Genomic DNA, 16,216 nt, shown 5'->3' with positions numbered 1-16,216 from the left:
CAACACGGCGGGCCCTGGATCGGGAGAGCTGCAATACGGCACAGCACTGGCTGATTCCGTATTGCCCTCTGACGGCGCCCCCCACGCACCGGAGGCGCGCAGTGGCCCCATGGCAGCAGTGCCCGGCCCGTGCCGGGATAATCAAGGCATCCCCGATACCCGCACTCCATGGCTACTTCCCCGTGCCGCGTCCTCTCCGTCATCCCCCCGATGACGCAGCTGAACACGCCCTACCCCTCCACCGCCTACCTCACGGGCTTTCTGCGCTCGCGGGGGGTGACGGCGTTCCAGGAAGACCTGGCATTGGCGCTGGTGCTGCGCCTGCTCTCGCCCGAAGGGCTGCGCGCGGTGGCCACCCAGGTGGATGCGCTTCCCGCCAAAAAGCAGAGCCCCGCCGTGCAAAGTTTTGCGGCGCAAAAGGACCGCTACCTCGCCACTATCGGCCCCGCCATTGCCTTCTTGCAAGGCCGCGACAGCACGCTGGCGCACCGCATCGTGGGACGGAACTACCTGCCCGAGGGCCCGCGCTTTGCCACACTGGATGTGTATGTGGATGACGAAGGCGGCGACCCGCTGGGCTGGGCCTTTGGCGCCCTGGGCCTGCACGACAAGGCCAAGCACCTGGCCACGCTGTACCTGAACGACCTGGCCGATGTGCTGCGCGACGCGGTGGACGAGCGCTTTGAGTTTGTGCGCTATGCCGAATCGCTGGCGGGCAGCCAGCCCACGTTTGACCCGCTGGCCCAAGCACTCGCTGCGCCGCCCACGCTGGTGGACGCGCTGCTGGAGCAGCTCACGCACGAAGCGATTGCCAAGCACCAGCCCACCGTGGTGCTGCTGTCCGTGCCGTTCCCGGGGTCCGTGTATGCGGCGTTCCGCATCGCCCAGGCCTTCAAGGCGCGCTACCCACACATCGCCACCGTGCTGGGCGGCGGCTTTGTGAACACCGAGCTGCGCGAACTGGCCGACCCGCGTGTGTTCGACTTCTTTGATTACGTGACGCTGGACGCGGGCGAGCGCCCGCTGCTGGCGCTGCTGGAGCACCTGCGCGGCGAGCGCGGCCGCCAGCGCTTGGTGCGCACCTTCGTGCGCGGTGACGATGGCGCGGTGCAGTACATCAACATGATGGAAGCCGACATCGCCTTTGCCGAGGTGGGCACACCCACGTGGGACGGCCTGCCGCTGGACCGATATCTGTCGCTCCTGGACATGCTCAACCCCATGCACCGCCTGTGGAGCGATGGGCGCTGGAACAAGCTCACCGTGGCGCACGGCTGCTACTGGAAGAAGTGCAGCTTTTGCGATGTGAGCCTGGACTACATCAGCCGCTACGAAGGCGCCAGCGCCGCCGTGCTGGCCGACCGCATCGAGCAGATCGTGCGCGAGACGGGGCAGACCGGCTTTCATTTCGTGGACGAAGCCGCACCGCCCAAGGCGCTCAAGGCACTGGCCACCGAGCTGATCGCGCGCAACGCAGGCATCAGCTGGTGGGGCAATGTGCGGTTCGAGAAAACCTTCACGCCCGACCTGGCCGAGCTGCTGGCCGACAGCGGCTGCATCGCGATCTCGGGCGGGCTGGAGGTTGCATCGGACAGGCTGCTGGAGCTCATGAAAAAAGGCGTATCGGTCGACCAAGTGGCGCGCGTGACGCGGGCCTTCACCGACGCGGGCATCCTGGTGCATGCGTACCTGATGTACGGCTTTCCGACCCAGACCGTGCAGGACACGGTGGACGCGCTGGAGTACGTGCGCCAGTTGTTCGCCAACGGCTGCATTCAGAGCGGGTTCTTCCACCGCTTTGCCTGCACCGTGCACTCGCCCGTCGGCAAAAACCCCGAGGAATACGGCGTGACGCTGGCGCCGCTGCCCCCCGGTGACTTTGCCAAGAACGACGTGGCCTTCATCGACCCCACCGGCGTGGACCACGACGCGCTGGGTGGCGCGCTCAAGAAGGCCATCTACAACTACATGCACGGCATCGGGCTCGAAGAGGACGTACGCACGTGGTTCCCGTTCAAGGTGCCCAAGACGACGGTGCGGCGTGACCGGATCGAGCGGGCGCTGCAGCAGCGCGGCTGAGCCCGCAGTATTTCTTCAAGCAGCCGCCATGAAATCCAGGATGTCGTCGAAGTCCTTGCGGTCCTTGGGCGTCTGGTACTTGTAGGCAGCGAACGACTGCTGGAGCATTCCGGTCAGCCGGTCACGGCGTTGCACGAGTTCGGCCTTCCACGCCGGATCGCGCACCAGCAGTTTCAGGATAGCGAGCTTGCCGTCCAGGTTCTCGTACATGGCGTCGAACGAGCGGGCCGTGAGCTCCAGCAAATTGGCCAGCTTGGGCAGGCCGCGGGTTGTGGCGCCCTTGTCCAGCAGCGACTGCACGATCTTGGCTTGGTGGTAGTAGATGGCGATCTCGATGGGGTAGCTGGTTTCCGATGCGCCCTGAGCGCGCCCATCGGGGTCGGCACCGTGCTGCTGCAGCAGGTCCACGATCTTGGGTGCAGAGAACCGACAGGCCTCGTACAGGTTCGGATAGCCCTTGTGCGGCAGGTTGGGGTCGGCGCCATGCTCCAGCATGAGCTGCACGACCTTCACGCGCTTGTCGGTGATGGCCTTGTTCAGGCAGGAGTAGCCGGAAGAGAATGTGCTGTTGGGGTCGGCCCCCTTCTCCAGCAGGGCCTGCACGGTGGCCTGGTTCTTGGAGAACCCGATGGCGCGGATGAAGGCATAGGTCGGGTCGTTCTGCTCGCGCTCGGCGGCCTCGATGATTTTCCCCACCCGGCCGAGCTGAGCGGTCGGGGCCAGGGTCTTCATCAAGGCCACGACATCTACGGGCGGCTTTTTCTTGCCGTCGATGAAGCCATATTCAAGCTTGCGGGCGACCTCATCATCGACCAGTTCGGCATGCAGCGCATGGCAGACCTTGGACAAGGGCTTGATGAAATCACCAACATCGGCAGAGCCCGAGGTGAATGCCGCGTGGATCACCAGGCCCGAACGCTTATAGCGGTCAAAGCCCAGGTGGTCCGTGGGGTGGATGGTGAGCTTGCGGGCCGCGAAGAAGGCCCTGACCGCCGCTTCAAGCCCGGCACCACCGGGAGTGCTGAAAACCGCATGCAGTGTGTCGGCATCGGTATCGTTCTTGCAGACCAGCGTGAATCGCGTCGTGGTTTCCATGTTCCCTCGGATGGACTGAAGCAGTGGTTTTTGCAGGCATCATATTTCGATGCAGACTCCTCGCCCGCCCTTCACCGCCGCCATCTTCGACATGGACGGACTGCTGGTCGACTCCGAGCGCGTGACCCTGCGCGCCTGGCTTGACGCCGCACGGGCGCGGGGCATTGCACTGGCAGAGGCCGACTACCTGCAGGTGGTGGGGCGCGCGTCCACCGACTCCGACACCATGCTCACGGCTTTGCTGGGTGGTCCGCAGATGTTCGAACAGGTGCAGTCCGATGTGGCTGCGCGCCTGTGGGACGCGGGGCCAGAGCCCCTGTTTCCCCTCAAACCCGGCGCCGCATCGCTGCTGCACGCCTTGCGGCAAGCAGGCGTGCCCTGCGCGGTGGCCTCATCGTCGCGGCGCGACGAGATCGAGCACCGCCTGGACAGGGTGGGCGTGCTGCAGCACTTTCACGCCTGGGCTGGCGGCAACGAGGTACCGCGCGGCAAACCCGACCCCGCCCTGTACCAGCTGGCGGCCGTGCGCCTGGGCGTGGACCCCGCACAGTGCCTGGCGTTTGAAGACAGCGAGAACGGCGCACGCGCAGCGCAAGCCGCAGGGGTCGCGGTAGTGATCGTGCCGGACCTCAGAGCACCGGGCATCGAGGTGGTGGAGCGCAGCCACGGCGTGCTCGAATCGCTGGTGCACGCCCATGACCACCTGCCGCGCTGGTTCAGGGCGGCGCGGATGCCGTAAAACTGACAAGAATTGGCCTCTAGCGCTTATCCATCAAGCGCATATAGCTATCAAATTAGCAGCATTACCGTTTCTGCTTCTGGTAAGCCTTGTCGGCCGGTGGCCCCCGGTCCGTGTCCTGCAGTCCACGTTTCACATCACGGTAGGCCTGCTCCATCATTGCGTCGGGTTCGCCGTCGGTCATGTTGACCGCCTCGTCGCGCTCGTGGGGCAGGCGGGGTTCGGGCCCGCTCAGGTCTTCGGGTCCGCTGCCGGGGTGCGGCTGGGGCTGGGTGGTGTTCACGCGCCGCTCGGTGCGGGCGGGCACAGGAGCGGAGGGGATGATCTCCTCTTCCTTGCGGGGGGCTGTGGGGGTCGTTTTCATGCGGGGCCTTGGTATGCAACGTGGAGTCCCTCCACCCTAGCGCCGCTGGCCGCGCCGCGCTGTAGGCCCAGGCCCTGCGCCGCTGCGGGCGTGCGGAGCCTGCTGTCACCAGAACAACCACCGCTCCAGCGCATTGAGCACGATGACCACGATCACGCCGAGCAAAAAGAGGATCGCCTTGCGGCGCGCCCGCGCGCTCACCACCAGCTTGTAGACCGTGTACGCGGCGAGCGTGCCCACAAAAGGCGCCGCGATGGCTGCACCCGACAGGACGATGGCCACGAGTTTGCCCCAGCCGTCGGTCCCGCCCATGGTCCAGATCGAACGCAAGTAGATCGCGCTCGGAATGGCCAGGCCCAACCACAGCACCCCGGACGCCACTGCCACGCTGACGTGGTGCGCGAGCAGGCCATAGAGCACCAATGCGCCCACCACCCCGCCCAAGAACGCCACCCGCTTGAGCCAGAGCGGTAGCGACTCGCCAGAGCGGCGCGCTGGCGTGGCTTCACGGGCCTTCTTGGTCGCTGCGGCCGCTGCGGCCTCCGCCTGGGCTCGTTCTTTTTGCAGTTGTTGCTGCTTCTCGGTGGATTCACGGGCACCACGCAGGAAGTCGTCCACCGCCGGGTTGTCCACCTGGCCCAGGATCCGGCCCGTGCGCGACAGGGCTTGGTCGTGCTGGGGCAGTTCGGTCTGCAGGGACGCCCCCTGGCTGAACCACTCACCCATCTGCGCCAGCCACCCCACGCCGGGCGGCGGCAGCCCAAGGCCACCCTCGCCCGCGCGGCACAGGTAATGCTGCGTGCTTTGCGGCGGGATGAGCTGCTGCGTGCTGTAGCGGGGCAAATAGCATTGCATCAACGGCGCAGCCGCCTGCTGGCCGGGGCGGCCCAGGCGCAGCGCAAACTCCGGCAAAGGCACGGGCTCGCCCAGCCCATTGCGCACGCCCAGCCAAAGGTAAAGGCCCCGAGGCCGGCCATCTTTGGCCCGGTGCACCCAGAGGCCAGGGCCTTCTTGGGCAATGCTGTCCGCGCCCAGGGCATCCAGCTCGGACGGCAGCGGAACATCGGGGCCGTCCATGTCCCATAGCGGCCGCAGCTGGGCTTTGAGGAGGGAGGGCCAGACCGCACGCGCCCGGCGCTGCAGATCGTCCGCATCGACCTCGCGCCCGTGAGCGATGGCAACTTCGATGGTGCGACTGGCCTGCGCCGGCCGCCCCTCCAGGGCGAGCAACCATTCGTCGAGCAATGCAAGCCGCAGATAAAGCGCATCGGCCCCTTGCCCCTGGGCCTCTGCCGCACGCACCCATGCGTACCGGGCAGGCTGCTGCGGCACCAGCTCCTGCGCCAGCAACTGCTGGCGCGCAGGGCTGCCTGCCGGGGCAGCCGACGATGCGGGTTGTTGTGCCCATGCGCCCGATGCACCCACCATGCATAGCAGCACCGCAAACCACAGCACCCGCAGCAGGATGCGTTGCACACTTTTCGCCCCACCCGGAACACAGCTTGCGCTTGCCATTGCCCATGGCCTGCAGCGCAGCAGCGGACCGCAGTTCGGCGCAAATCCCCACGCATTTCCCCCCTGCATCTTTGCTCTCCTGTAGCTGTGCGGGGATTTTCTTTCAAGGCAGCTGCGGGGGGACAGCCCGCCCATCCGCCACAAGGCACTGCCCAGCGTCAACCTGTCTTCGGCATGCGACACTACTGTATGTCTCAACAGGTGTGGGCCGCGCAGGCCCTTGAATCTTTCGATGCGGTGGTGTCAGCCACCGAGGGTTTTCGCAGCCGTGCCGGCCAGCGGCTTATGGCCGAGCAGGTGGCGCGCACGTTCAGCAGCGCCACGCTGGGCAAGGTGGATGAAGAAAGCGGTGAAGACGCGCCTACGCGGTCCATCGCCGTGATCCAGGCGGGCACGGGCGTGGGCAAGTCGCTGGCGTACTGCGCACCCGCCATCGCCCTGGCGCTGTCGCGCGGCACGCGGGTGCTGATCTCTACCGCCACCGTGGCGTTGCAAGAGCAGCTGGTCAACAAGGACCTGCCCGCGCTGGCCGCGCTGCTGCCCCAGCCCTTCAAGTTTGCGCTGGCCAAGGGGCGCGGCCGCTATGTGTGCAAGCTCAAGCTCGACCGCCTGGCGGGCACGGGCGAGGCGGAAGAAGAGGGCGAAGACGACCTGTTTGCCGAAGAGGAAGCCGCCGCCCGCGCCAAGCGCCCCCGGCACGAAACCGAGGCGCGCATGCAGTTCTACAGCTCCATGGCGCAAACCTTGTCGAAAGGCGCCTGGGACGGCGACCGCGACAGCCTGGACACGCCCCCCGAGCCCGAGGTGTGGAGCCCCGTGGCAGCCGAGGGCGCGTCGTGCACCGGCAAACACTGCCCGGCCTTCAGCCAGTGCACCTACTACGACAAGCGCAAGGAGCTGGTGGGCGCGCAGGTGATTGTTGCCAACCACGATTTGCTGCTGTCATCGCTGGGCGCGCGCGTGCTGCCCGAGCTGGACAACTGCCTCCTGGTGCTGGACGAAGCCCACCACCTGCCCGCCACAGCGCTCGACCAGTTTGCGTGCAGCATGGACCTGTCGCGCATCACCTGGATCGAGCGGCTTGCCAGCCGAGGCCTGCGCATTGGGGCACTGCTGGAGGTCGAAGAGATTGCCGACATCCCCAAACATTCGGCCCAGTTGCGCCAGACGCTGCAGGACCTGGCGCGCATCGTGATGGATGTGTACGGCGCCCAGCTCAAGAGCCAGCCCAGCGCCTGGGGGCCGGCGCGCGTGCGGGTGCCACGGGGCGAATTGCCCGAACAGCTCATTGCCCCGCTGGGCCTGCTGGCCGCCAGTGCCGAAGGCTTCCTCGATGCCCTGCGCGCCATCAGCAAAGCCCTGCGCGCCGAGATGCGCGACAAGCCCGACGAGGCCAAGCACCTGTCCACGCTGTATGCACAAATCGGCATGCTGGCCCCGCGCCTGGAAGAGCTGCACGCCACCGCACAACTGCTGCTGCAGGATGCGCCCGAAGGCGCGGTGCCGGCAGCCAAATGGTTCACGCTGGAGGTGGATGGCGACTTCATCGTGGTCAAGGCGCACGCCAGCCCCATCCTGCCTGGCACCACGCTGCGCAACCACCTGTGGAGCGCGGTGCGCGGTGCGGTGCTGACCTCGGCCACGCTCACCAGCTGCGGGCACTTTGATTTCTTCTTGCGCGAGGCAGGCCTGCATGGCGACGAGGCGGCCACCACGCTTGAGGTGCCCAGCCCCTTCAACTACGCCGCGCAGGGCACGCTGATTGCAGCCGAAACCCGCGCGGACCCCAAGAACGCCGCGCAGTTCACCACCGAGATGGTGGACGCGCTGCTGCACGACATTGCCCGCGTGGAATACGGCGCGCTGGTGCTGTTCACCTCGCGCGAGCAGATGCGCCAGGCGGTGGACGCGCTGCCCACCGCCATGCGCAGCGTGGTGCTGGTGCAGAACGCACTGCCGCGCACGCAGCTGCTGCGCCGCCACCGCGAGCGGGTGGAAAACGGCGAGCCCTCGGTCATCTTCGGCATGCAGTCCTTCGGCGAAGGGCTGGACCTGCCGGGGCGGCTGTGCGAGTCGGTCTTCATCACCAAGCTGCCCTTCGCCCCGCCCGACGACCCCGTGGGCGAGGCCCGCGCCGAGTGGCTGCGCGCCGTGGGACGCGACCCGTTCAGCGAGCTGGTGGTGCCCGCCACCGCCATCCGCTTGGCGCAATGGGTGGGCCGCGCGATTCGCACCGAAGAAGACATGGCGCATGTGTACTGCTACGACAAGCGCCTGACGCGCACCAGCTACGGCCAGCGGCTGCTCAAAGGGCTGCCACCGTTTGCGCTGGAGCAACGCGCGCCGCTGTGAAGCGGCGACACTTTGCGCACCGATTTCACAACCACTACAACAACGACAGAGAGGACCCCACCATGCCCCACACCACCCCTGCCTGCCCCCAATGCGGCCTGGAGAACACCTACCCCGATGGCAGCAACTATGTGTGCCCCGACTGCGCGTTTGAATGGCCGCAGGTGGCCGATACTGCCGAGTCCGATGCCGCAGAAGCAGGCGACGGCGTGGTGCGCGATGCCAACGGCAATCCACTCGCAGACGGCGACGCGGTGATCCTGGTGAAAGACCTCAAGGTCAAGGGTTCGTCGTCCACGCTCAAGAAGGGTACCAAGATCAAGAGCATCCGCCTGGTGGATGGCGCCGATGGCCACAACGTGGACTGCAAGACCGACCTGGGCAGCATGCTGCTGAAGTCGGAGTTTTTGAAGAAGGCGTGAAGCGCCTTCCCTCCACCTGGCGTACCACGCTTTACCGTGACAGCACGGCAGGTGCTGCGCAAGGTGGAGGTACCGGTGCAGCCGCACGGGCGGCATAGGTAACGCCCGGTCCTGGCCCATCCTGTCTGGGCGGGTCGGACGGGATGTCGGACAAGCGCCCACGCACAGGCGGGCAGGGGGACGACGCGGCGCATGGCGCCGGCGGCCTAGAGTCGTAGCACCCCCTCCATTTCACGGAAGCCCCTCATGCACCACGACACCCCCGGCCACGAAACCTTGTGGAAACTCATCAAGGACATTCGGTTTGGCATGCTCACGCACCGCACCTCCACGGGCATGCTGCACGCGCACCCGCTCACCACGCAAAACCGCCAGTTTGACGAACACGGCGAGCTGTACTTCTTCATCCCCAAGTCGGGCGAGCTGTACGAACGCCTGCTGACCGATGGCGAAGTCAACGTGTCGTATGCCAACCCGGACGATGACAGCTACGTGTCGCTGTCGGGCCAGGCCCGCGCTGTGGACGACCATGCGCAAAAACAAGCCCTGTGGTCCCCCATGGCCCAGGCATGGTTCCCGGGTGGCGTGTCCGACCCCAACCTGGCGTTGCTGGCCGTGCGCATCCGCCATGCCGAATACTGGGATGTGGATGAAAGCAAGATGGTGCAGCTCTTCAAGATGGCCAAGGCCGCCATCACGGGCGAGCCACCGCGCAGCCTGGGCGAGCACAAGGAACTGACCTTGTACTGAGAGGCTGAGCGGCAGGCCCCCGGGCGGCTGTTTCCCCAAGGTGGGGCAGGGGCCGGAGGCACGCCGCACCCTGCCGCGATGCCGGGAGCACCGTCAGCGTCTTGCACAGAAATTCAAGAAAAAATGGGCTCCAGCGCTTTTCTATCAAGCGCTAATAGCTACATATTTCATAGCAAAACCACCGCGCCATGGGGCCCACGGGCTCCTTTTTCTTTGGGCCACGGCTCTTGAAACAGCGCGCCAAGGCATCCACATGCCATCCATACACCATCCCATTGGATGTTTTATGGAGTTTCCCCGATGAACAATATCGTTCCCATCGCCCCGTCGCGCGGCAAGGTGCCCGAGTCCGAGAAGGTCACGATCAACCTGGGCTTCGTGGACCTGGGCCACATTGATCTGCTGGTCTCCGAAGGCTTTTACGCCAACCGCACCGACTTCATCCGCACCGCCATCCGCAACCAGCTGACCGCCCAGAACGACGCCGTGCGCCAGGTGGTGGCCCGCAAGATGCTTGTGCTGGGGCTGCAGCGTTTTGGCCGGGCCGATCTGGAGGCCGTGTTGGCGGCGGGCCAGGCGCTGGAGATCCGCGTGCTGGGCCTGGCCAGCATCGACGACGACGTGCCGCCCGCCCTGGCGCAGGCCACGGTTGCCTCGGTGACGGTACTGGGCGCGTTCCATGCCAGTGCGGCCGTCAAGACCGCCCTGGCCGGGCGCATGCATTGAACACCACCGACCCGGACCGCAGCGCACCGCTGGCGCGCCCACCCACACAAGGAGTCCCCATGGACTGGAACCTCAATCTCAAGCGCCTGATGGGCGAAGCCACCCAGCTGGTGCGCAGTGGCCAGCTGGCCGACGCCACGCGGGCCATCCAGCAGACCCTGGGCGCAGCCGTGGCGCGCCACAGCAACGAACCGACACCTGCCAGCGCTGAGGCCACGTCGTTGCAAGCGCCATCACCTGCAGGCACAGAGACCCCACGCTGGCGCAATGCCAACACCGCGCAGGACGTGGAAGACGCCGTGGTCATCGACCGCAGCGCCCCCACACCGCCAGCAGAAGCACAGCCCTCCACCACACCACGCCCCACCAGCAACCACCCGAAGGCGGAGCCGCCCGGCAGCTTCACCCGCGTGGTCTTCACCCACCCGAGTGCACGGCACCACCCGCACCACTACCACCTGTACGTGCCCCCGGGTACCACGGCAGGCACCCCCATGCCGCTGGTGCTGATGCTGCACGGCTGCACGCAGAACCCCGTGGACTTTGCCACCGGCACAGGCATGAACGACGCAGCCGCCCCCGCCAACGCCCTGGTGCTGTATCCCGAGCAACCCCACAGCGCCAACCCCAACGGCTGCTGGAACTGGTTTCGCCCTGGCGACCAGCACCGAGGCAGCGGCGAGCCCGCGCTGCTCGTCGCCATGCTGCAGGACGTGATGGCGCGCCACCCGGTGGATGCGCAACGCGTCTACGTGGCGGGCCTGTCGGCTGGCGGCGCCATGGCCGCACTGCTGGGCCGCGAATACCCCGAGCTGTTTGCCGCCGTAGGCGTGCACTCCGGCCTGCAGGCGGGCGCGGCACACAACGTGATGGCCGCGCTGTCGGCCATGAAAAACGGCGCCAAACCCGGCGCCGCCACCCACCCCACCGCCGAGGCTCCTGCACTGCCGCCTCCGCCGATGATCGTGTTCCATGGCGACGCCGACACCACCGTGCACGCCCACAACGGCGAGCAACTCATCGAGGCAACGCTGTCAGCACTGGCCGCGGCCCCAGATGGCGGCCAGACGACGGTGGAGACGGTGCACCAGGGCCAGTCCCGTGGTGGCCAGAGCTATACCCGCAAGGTGTACACCGTGGCGGGTAGCGCCCTGTCGGCCAGCACACTGCACAGCACGGTCGTGGCAGAACAATGGGTGCTGCACGGCGCAGGGCACGCGTGGGCTGGTGGGCACGCGGGCGGCAGCCACACCGACCCACGCGGCGTGGCTGCCACGCAGGAGATGCTGAGGTTTTTTCTGGAACATCCGCGCGCTCCGAGGCATTGACTCCCCACACGCGTCCCCTCACTCGGTCTTCGATGCGCTAAGGCCGGTGTGCAAGATCGCGTACAACACCTTCGAGCCCCTGAACCACGCGGGCCAATCGGTCGTAGTCCACCTTATCAGATGTGTCCTCGCGGGTGTGGTAGTGCGGGTAGCGGTAGGGGGCGGTGTCGGTCACCATCAGCGCGGGGTAGCCCGCGTCGATGTAGGCCGCGTGGTCCGAATAGTCCACGCCAGGAATGAAACGCGGCGCCGCGATGCCCTCGGACGGGAACGCCGCATGCGAACGGAACGACCGGACCACCCGGCGCGCCAGCCCCAGGTCGGGCGTGGTTGCGACGAAGGCAATGAAATCACCCTGCGTGGGGTAGAACTGGTTCAGCGGCCAGGGGTACTTCTGCGACCCTTCGGCGTTCGAGAAATACCCCATGGTCTCCAGCGACAGCATCGCCACCACCGGCGCACCACGGGCCTGCAAGGCCTGGGCGTGCACCTGGCTGCCCATCTGCGGGGTCTTGAAAAAGGGCGGCTCTTCGTTGGTGTAGAGCACAAACATCACGTCCGCCTGCGCGGTGGCGCCCAGGTGCTTGAGGCTTTTGGCCAGGGCCAGCACGGCGGCGGTGCCCGTGGCGTTGTCGTTGGCACCGGGCGTCTCGTGCGCCGAATCGTAGTGCGCGCCGATCACAACCAGGCGCTGCCCCGGCGCGCTCTGGCTGGGCACCGTGACCTCCAGGTTGCGCACCGCCACGCCCCGCGCCTTGAACTCGTCGCGCCGAACCTGGTAACCATACGAGACCAGCTCTGACTCCAGGTAAGTCGCCACGGCCTCCAGCGCAGCAGGGTGCTGGGCGTTGTGCTCCTGCGCTGCAATCACGGCTACATGCCGCTGCAACTGCTGCGCCAGCGCCTGCTGCGCAGCACTGGCGGCTGGGAGCGCGCCACGGTGCGAGCTGCCCGGCATGGTAGTGAACACCAGTATGGCCGCCAGAATCAGGCCAAACACGGCGGCGAGGGCGCCTGTAATGCGCAGGAGACTTTGCCCCACACGCAGGGCTACGTCGCTCACGCCGATGTGGCGCTGCGGCCGGGGCGCGTCTTGCTCTTGCGATAGCGCTGGGTGGCCTCGGCCAGCATCGCGTCCTTGGGCAGAAGCTTGGAGCCGCCCACCCACAGTTCGGTCGGCACGCCGTGGGCATCGCGCACGCGGCGGACCGCCTGGCCCGGGCTGGCGTAGGCCGAGGCTTTCTGGACCACCCCGGTGTCGCGCCCGGTGATGGCCAGCTCGGTGGTTGCTGCGTTGAAGGGCACGAACATGGCAGGCACCACTTGGCAGACCACATTGCCCATGGGCACCAGATCGCTGGCGCCCCACAGGCTCCACCAGCGCCCCGCCCAGGCGGCCTCTTTCTTGGCAGGCGCGCCGTGATGCTGGAACGCAAACAGGATACTGGCAATGCCTTCCACCCACTCGGTGGACAGGCCATCCTGCGCGTTGGTAAGCGCGGTCACCGTCAGGTCCAGCGCGGGGTAGCGCGCCGTGCGCGACAGAAACCCCTGCAGCCCGCCGGTGTGGCCCATCCATTCACGCGGGCCCGGCGCGCTGAGCATGGTGCCCAGCCCGTAGTGGGACTCGAACACGTTGCAGGGGTCGCGCCAGCGGCGCTGCGCCATCTCGCGGCGGCTGGCGGGCGAAAGGATGCTGTGCTTGCTGTCTGGCGCCAGCTGCGAAAAGAAGCGGGCCACATCCGACGCGGTAGACACAAACCCGGCCGCCGGGGCCATGGCGTCGCACACGTTGTCGCCAGGCACGATTAGGCGCTGGCCGAACGGAAACTCACTGCTGTGGCCCACAGCCATCGGGGCGCCCCGCGCAAGGCGCGGCATGTCGGGCACCGTTTCCTGCAAGCCTGCAGCATCAATCACATGGCGCACCATCCAGCTCGCGTACTCCGTGCCCGTGACCTGCTCCATCATCAGTCCGAGCAGGCCATAGCCGTGGTTCGAATACTTGAGCTGCACCCCCGCCTCCAGCGGCGGCTTGTCGCGCAGGTCCGCCAGCAGTTCTGCACGGGAGAGAAAGGCCCGCCGGTCCAGGAACTGGCCCGCGTCGGGGCCGTCGCGCGTGACGCCTGCGGCGTGTGACAGCAGCTCGCCAATGCGCGCCCGGGCCAGGTCCTTGTGCAGGCCATCGACATAGCGGCCAATGGGGTCGTCCAGGCCGATTTTTCCTTGCTCGCGCAGCAGCATGACCCCAGTGGCCGTGAAGCTTTTGGAGTGCGACGCGATGCGCAGGCGGTGCCGGGGCGTGAGGGGTTTGCCAGTCCGCATATCGGCCACGCCCAGCGCCAGCTCTGCCAGGGTCTCTCCCCCGCGTGCGATGGCCACGGAACACCCGGGCTGGCGGAAGCGCTCCAGCTGCAGGCCCAGCCATTGCGGCACATAGTCCAGCGCCGCCTTGAGCCAGGCTGAATCGGTGCCGTTCTTCTTCATGCGTTGCTCCGCTCGATCCGTCGAGAAAAAGGGATGGGCAGTGTAGGGCACGCGTTCCCGCAGGGCTTGCGCACGCGCACGCGGGCCAGGCCCGCGGGGCACTGGCCGACGCCCAGATGCCCCAGGCAGCGCAATCACAGACCGCAGGGGGTCATGCAGGCCATCCCCGGGTGTTTCACCACAGGTCCCAGGACATCCAAAGGGCCATCCCCCACATCGCCAGGGCAATGCTGACATCCAACGCTCGGCATGCGCTGGAGGCTCCCATGAATCGCTGCGCTTTGCGTGCACCCAAAACCCATACCGAAAACCACACCAGCGACGCATTCACCGCGCCCAGGGCATAGCTCCAGCGGGTATCGACCGGCAGCGCTGCGCCCACTGCTCCGATGATCAGTACCGTGTCCAGCCAAGCAGCTGGATTGAGCAACGACACCAACAAGAGCTGGTGCAATCCGTGCGATCCGGGGGCCGCTGCGGCGACGGCATTCAATGACACGGCAGGACAGGCACGCATGGCGTTGCGCACTGCCAACCCGCCGTGCAGGACCAAAAGCGCAATGCCAAGCACCTGCGCGGCCAACCGCAATGCAGGTTCCGCCTGTAGCGCGGCAGACAGCCCGATAAGCCCCAGGGCAATCAGCACCGCATCGCTGCCGCAGCCCACAGCAATCAACTGGGCCGGAGAGCGTCCACGCAGTGCTTCGCGAAGGATCAGGACATCCTTCGGTCCTGGGCAAATGAACACGCCCAAGCCAAGTACAAAGCCCTGCAACCAGGTAGAGAGGTCAATCATGTCGGCGCCTTACCGACAACCTCTCAAGCTGAACCGGACGATTTGAAGAGCGAATGATCATAAGGCTCTCGCTGCAATGGCCCCGAGCCTGTCCTGTATCTTGGTGCCCTGGTGCCAACGAGAGGCGGCCCAACCCACACCACGGACAATATGTCCCTCACGCCACCCGCCCCACCCATGCCCCCCATCGCCGTCATCGACTTTGAAACCACCGGCATCTCGCCCGGCCAGGGCGCGCGTGCGACCGAGGTGGCGATCGTGCTGCTGGAAAAAGGGCAGGTGGTGGACCGTTTTCAAAGCCTGATGAAAACGGGGGTGTGGATACCGTCGTTCATCACCCAGCTCACCGGCATTACCAACGCGATGGTGAACGCCGCGCCCGATGCGGCGGGGGTGATGCAGGACGCGGCGCGTTTTGTGGGCGATGCGCCCATGGTGGCGCACAACGCTTCGTTTGACAGCAAGTTCTGGCAGGCCGAGCTGGCCCTGGCCGGTCTGCCCGCGCCGCAGCCGTTTGCGTGCACGGTGCTGCTGTCGCGGCGGCTGTACCCGCAGGCGCCTAGCCACAAGCTGGGCTCGCTGGTGGACTACCACGGCCTGCCGCGCACGGGCCAGGCGCACCGGGCGCTGGCCGATGCCGAGATGGCCGCTGCGCTGCTGGCCCGCATGCAGCACGACCTGCGCACGCGTTGGAGGGTGGCGGAGCCCAGCTACACGCTGCTGCAAACGCTGCAGCGCTGCGCCAAGCCCAAGGTGGGGGCGCTGCTGGCGCAGCATGCGGTGGCCTAGCGAGAGCCCGCTGAGGGCACGCCAAGCAACACCCATTAACTATCAATTTGATAGCTATCAGTGCATGATGGACGAGCGCAGAAGGCCATTTTTATTCAAATTTCTTGCATACTGAGGCCGCGACAATCCCACACAAGGTGGCTGCGCCCACAACAACCCCCGATGAAAGGTCTTGCCATGGAAATTCTGGTACTTGGACTGGTGCTGTTTCTGGGCGTGCATTCGGTGCGCATCGTGGCCGATGGCTGGCGCACGCAGACGCTGGCACGCATGGGTGAGATGCCGTGGAAGGGGTTGTATTCACTGGTCTCTGCCGTGGGCCTGGCACTCATCGTGTGGGGCTATGGCTTGGCGCGGCAGCAGCCGGTGGTGCTGTGGGTGCCGCCCATTGGCATGCGGCACGCTGCGTCGCTGCTGACGCTCATTGCCTTCATCCTGCTGGCCGCCACCTACGTGCCGCGCAATGCCATCAAGGCCCGGCTGCACCACCCCATGGTGCTGGGCGTGAAGGTGTGGGCGCTGGCGCATTTGCTGTCCAACGGCAACCTGGCCGATGTGTTGCTGTTTGGCAGCTTTTTGCTGTGGGCCGTGCTGAGCTTTCGGGCCGCACGGCAGCGCGACCGGGCGATGAACACCGGCTACGCGCCCGGCACTGCGGCGGGCACGGGCGTGGCCGTGGTGGTGGGCGCTGTGGCCTGGGGGGGCTTTGCGTTCTGGGCACATGCCTGGCTGATCGGCGTTGCGCCTCTCGCGCGGTAGGGTGGCAGGGGCTTG

15 protein-coding genes are annotated in these 16,216 nt (G+C 66.6%); 9 read left to right on the top strand and 6 right to left on the bottom strand.

The genetic code is table 11. The annotated features are described in order from the left end of the window. The first annotated feature begins 168 nt into the window (after positions 1 to 168). A complete protein-coding gene (locus C8C93_RS20145) occupies positions 169 to 2,079 on the top strand; it encodes a radical SAM protein (RefSeq protein ID WP_199727057.1) in 1,911 nt (636 codons plus the stop codon). A gap of 15 nt (positions 2,080 to 2,094) precedes the next feature. Here C8C93_RS20145 and C8C93_RS20140 read toward each other — a convergent pair whose 3' ends face one another. Beyond that, positions 2,095 to 3,174, bottom strand: coding sequence for an ankyrin repeat domain-containing protein (locus C8C93_RS20140; RefSeq protein ID WP_121508063.1), 1,080 nt, complete (start codon positions 3,172 to 3,174; stop codon positions 2,095 to 2,097). Between the two features lie 49 nt (positions 3,175 to 3,223). Here C8C93_RS20140 and C8C93_RS20135 point away from each other — a divergent pair, with 49 nt between their 5' ends. Further along, positions 3,224 to 3,913, top strand: coding sequence for an HAD family phosphatase (locus C8C93_RS20135; RefSeq protein ID WP_121508062.1), 690 nt, complete (start codon positions 3,224 to 3,226; stop codon positions 3,911 to 3,913). Positions 3,914 to 3,977: 64 nt separating this feature from the next. On the opposite strand, the gene C8C93_RS20130 is transcribed toward C8C93_RS20135, so the two are convergent. Together C8C93_RS20130 and C8C93_RS20125 are read right to left on the bottom strand one after the other, a co-directional pair. Further along, complete coding sequence (locus C8C93_RS20130) at positions 3,978 to 4,277, bottom strand: hypothetical protein (protein WP_121508061.1); 300 nt, start codon at positions 4,275 to 4,277, stop codon at positions 3,978 to 3,980. 105 nt (positions 4,278 to 4,382) lie between these two features. Next, the gene (locus C8C93_RS20125; protein ID WP_233559523.1) at positions 4,383 to 5,753 is read right to left on the bottom strand and encodes a hypothetical protein; all 1,371 of its coding nucleotides are present in this window, start codon (positions 5,751 to 5,753) and stop codon (positions 4,383 to 4,385) included. A gap of 228 nt (positions 5,754 to 5,981) precedes the next feature. Here C8C93_RS20125 and dinG point away from each other — a divergent pair, with 228 nt between their 5' ends. The 5 genes from dinG to C8C93_RS20100 all read left to right on the top strand — a co-directional run bounded on the left by dinG (position 5,982) and on the right by C8C93_RS20100 (position 11,370). Next, the gene (gene dinG / locus C8C93_RS20120) at positions 5,982 to 8,144 is read left to right on the top strand and encodes an ATP-dependent DNA helicase DinG (protein ID WP_121508060.1); all 2,163 of its coding nucleotides are present in this window, start codon (positions 5,982 to 5,984) and stop codon (positions 8,142 to 8,144) included. A gap of 62 nt (positions 8,145 to 8,206) precedes the next feature. Next, on the top strand, positions 8,207 to 8,566 hold the full coding sequence (locus tag C8C93_RS20115) for a zinc ribbon domain-containing protein YjdM (RefSeq protein ID WP_121422966.1): 360 nt from the start codon (positions 8,207 to 8,209) through the stop codon (positions 8,564 to 8,566). A gap of 246 nt (positions 8,567 to 8,812) precedes the next feature. Then, positions 8,813 to 9,316 (top strand): pyridoxamine 5'-phosphate oxidase family protein, encoded by a 504-nt coding sequence (locus C8C93_RS20110; protein WP_121421727.1) that lies wholly within the window; start codon positions 8,813 to 8,815, stop codon positions 9,314 to 9,316. A gap of 300 nt (positions 9,317 to 9,616) precedes the next feature. Continuing rightward, the gene (locus C8C93_RS20105) at positions 9,617 to 10,042 is read left to right on the top strand and encodes a CopG family transcriptional regulator (RefSeq protein ID WP_121508059.1); all 426 of its coding nucleotides are present in this window, start codon (positions 9,617 to 9,619) and stop codon (positions 10,040 to 10,042) included. A gap of 59 nt (positions 10,043 to 10,101) precedes the next feature. Beyond that, positions 10,102 to 11,370 (top strand): PHB depolymerase family esterase, encoded by a 1,269-nt coding sequence (locus C8C93_RS20100; RefSeq protein ID WP_121508058.1) that lies wholly within the window; start codon positions 10,102 to 10,104, stop codon positions 11,368 to 11,370. A 37-nt stretch (positions 11,371 to 11,407) separates the two neighbouring features. Here the strand turns inward: C8C93_RS20100 and C8C93_RS20095 are convergent, their stop codons facing one another. The 3 genes from C8C93_RS20095 to C8C93_RS20085 form a co-directional block, all read right to left on the bottom strand. Continuing rightward, positions 11,408 to 12,433: a M28 family peptidase gene (locus C8C93_RS20095; protein WP_199727056.1), complete on the bottom strand. Its 1,026-nt coding sequence runs from the start codon at positions 12,431 to 12,433 to the stop codon at positions 11,408 to 11,410. Further along, positions 12,430 to 13,857, bottom strand: coding sequence for a serine hydrolase (locus C8C93_RS20090; protein WP_121508057.1), 1,428 nt, complete (start codon positions 13,855 to 13,857; stop codon positions 12,430 to 12,432). The genes C8C93_RS20095 and C8C93_RS20090 overlap by 4 nt, the downstream gene beginning before the upstream one ends. A gap of 175 nt (positions 13,858 to 14,032) precedes the next feature. Continuing rightward, the gene (locus tag C8C93_RS20085) at positions 14,033 to 14,653 is read right to left on the bottom strand and encodes a LysE/ArgO family amino acid transporter (RefSeq protein ID WP_121508056.1); all 621 of its coding nucleotides are present in this window, start codon (positions 14,651 to 14,653) and stop codon (positions 14,033 to 14,035) included. Between the two features lie 177 nt (positions 14,654 to 14,830). On the opposite strand from C8C93_RS20085, the gene C8C93_RS20080 reads away from it, so the two are divergent. Both C8C93_RS20080 and C8C93_RS20075 read left to right on the top strand, forming a co-directional pair. Next, positions 14,831 to 15,442, top strand: coding sequence for a PolC-type DNA polymerase III (locus C8C93_RS20080; RefSeq protein ID WP_121421731.1), 612 nt, complete (start codon positions 14,831 to 14,833; stop codon positions 15,440 to 15,442). A 177-nt stretch (positions 15,443 to 15,619) separates the two neighbouring features. Continuing rightward, a complete protein-coding gene (locus tag C8C93_RS20075) occupies positions 15,620 to 16,201 on the top strand; it encodes an NnrU family protein (RefSeq protein WP_121508055.1) in 582 nt (193 codons plus the stop codon). The last annotated feature ends 15 nt before the right edge of the window (positions 16,202 to 16,216 follow it).

Source organism: Acidovorax sp. 93 (assembly GCF_003633835.1).
Taxonomy (GTDB): domain Bacteria; phylum Pseudomonadota; class Gammaproteobacteria; order Burkholderiales; family Burkholderiaceae_C; genus Acidovorax; species Acidovorax facilis.
The sequence above is the reverse complement of the archived record's forward strand: the minus strand, read 5'-3'. Positions and strand labels throughout refer to the sequence as shown.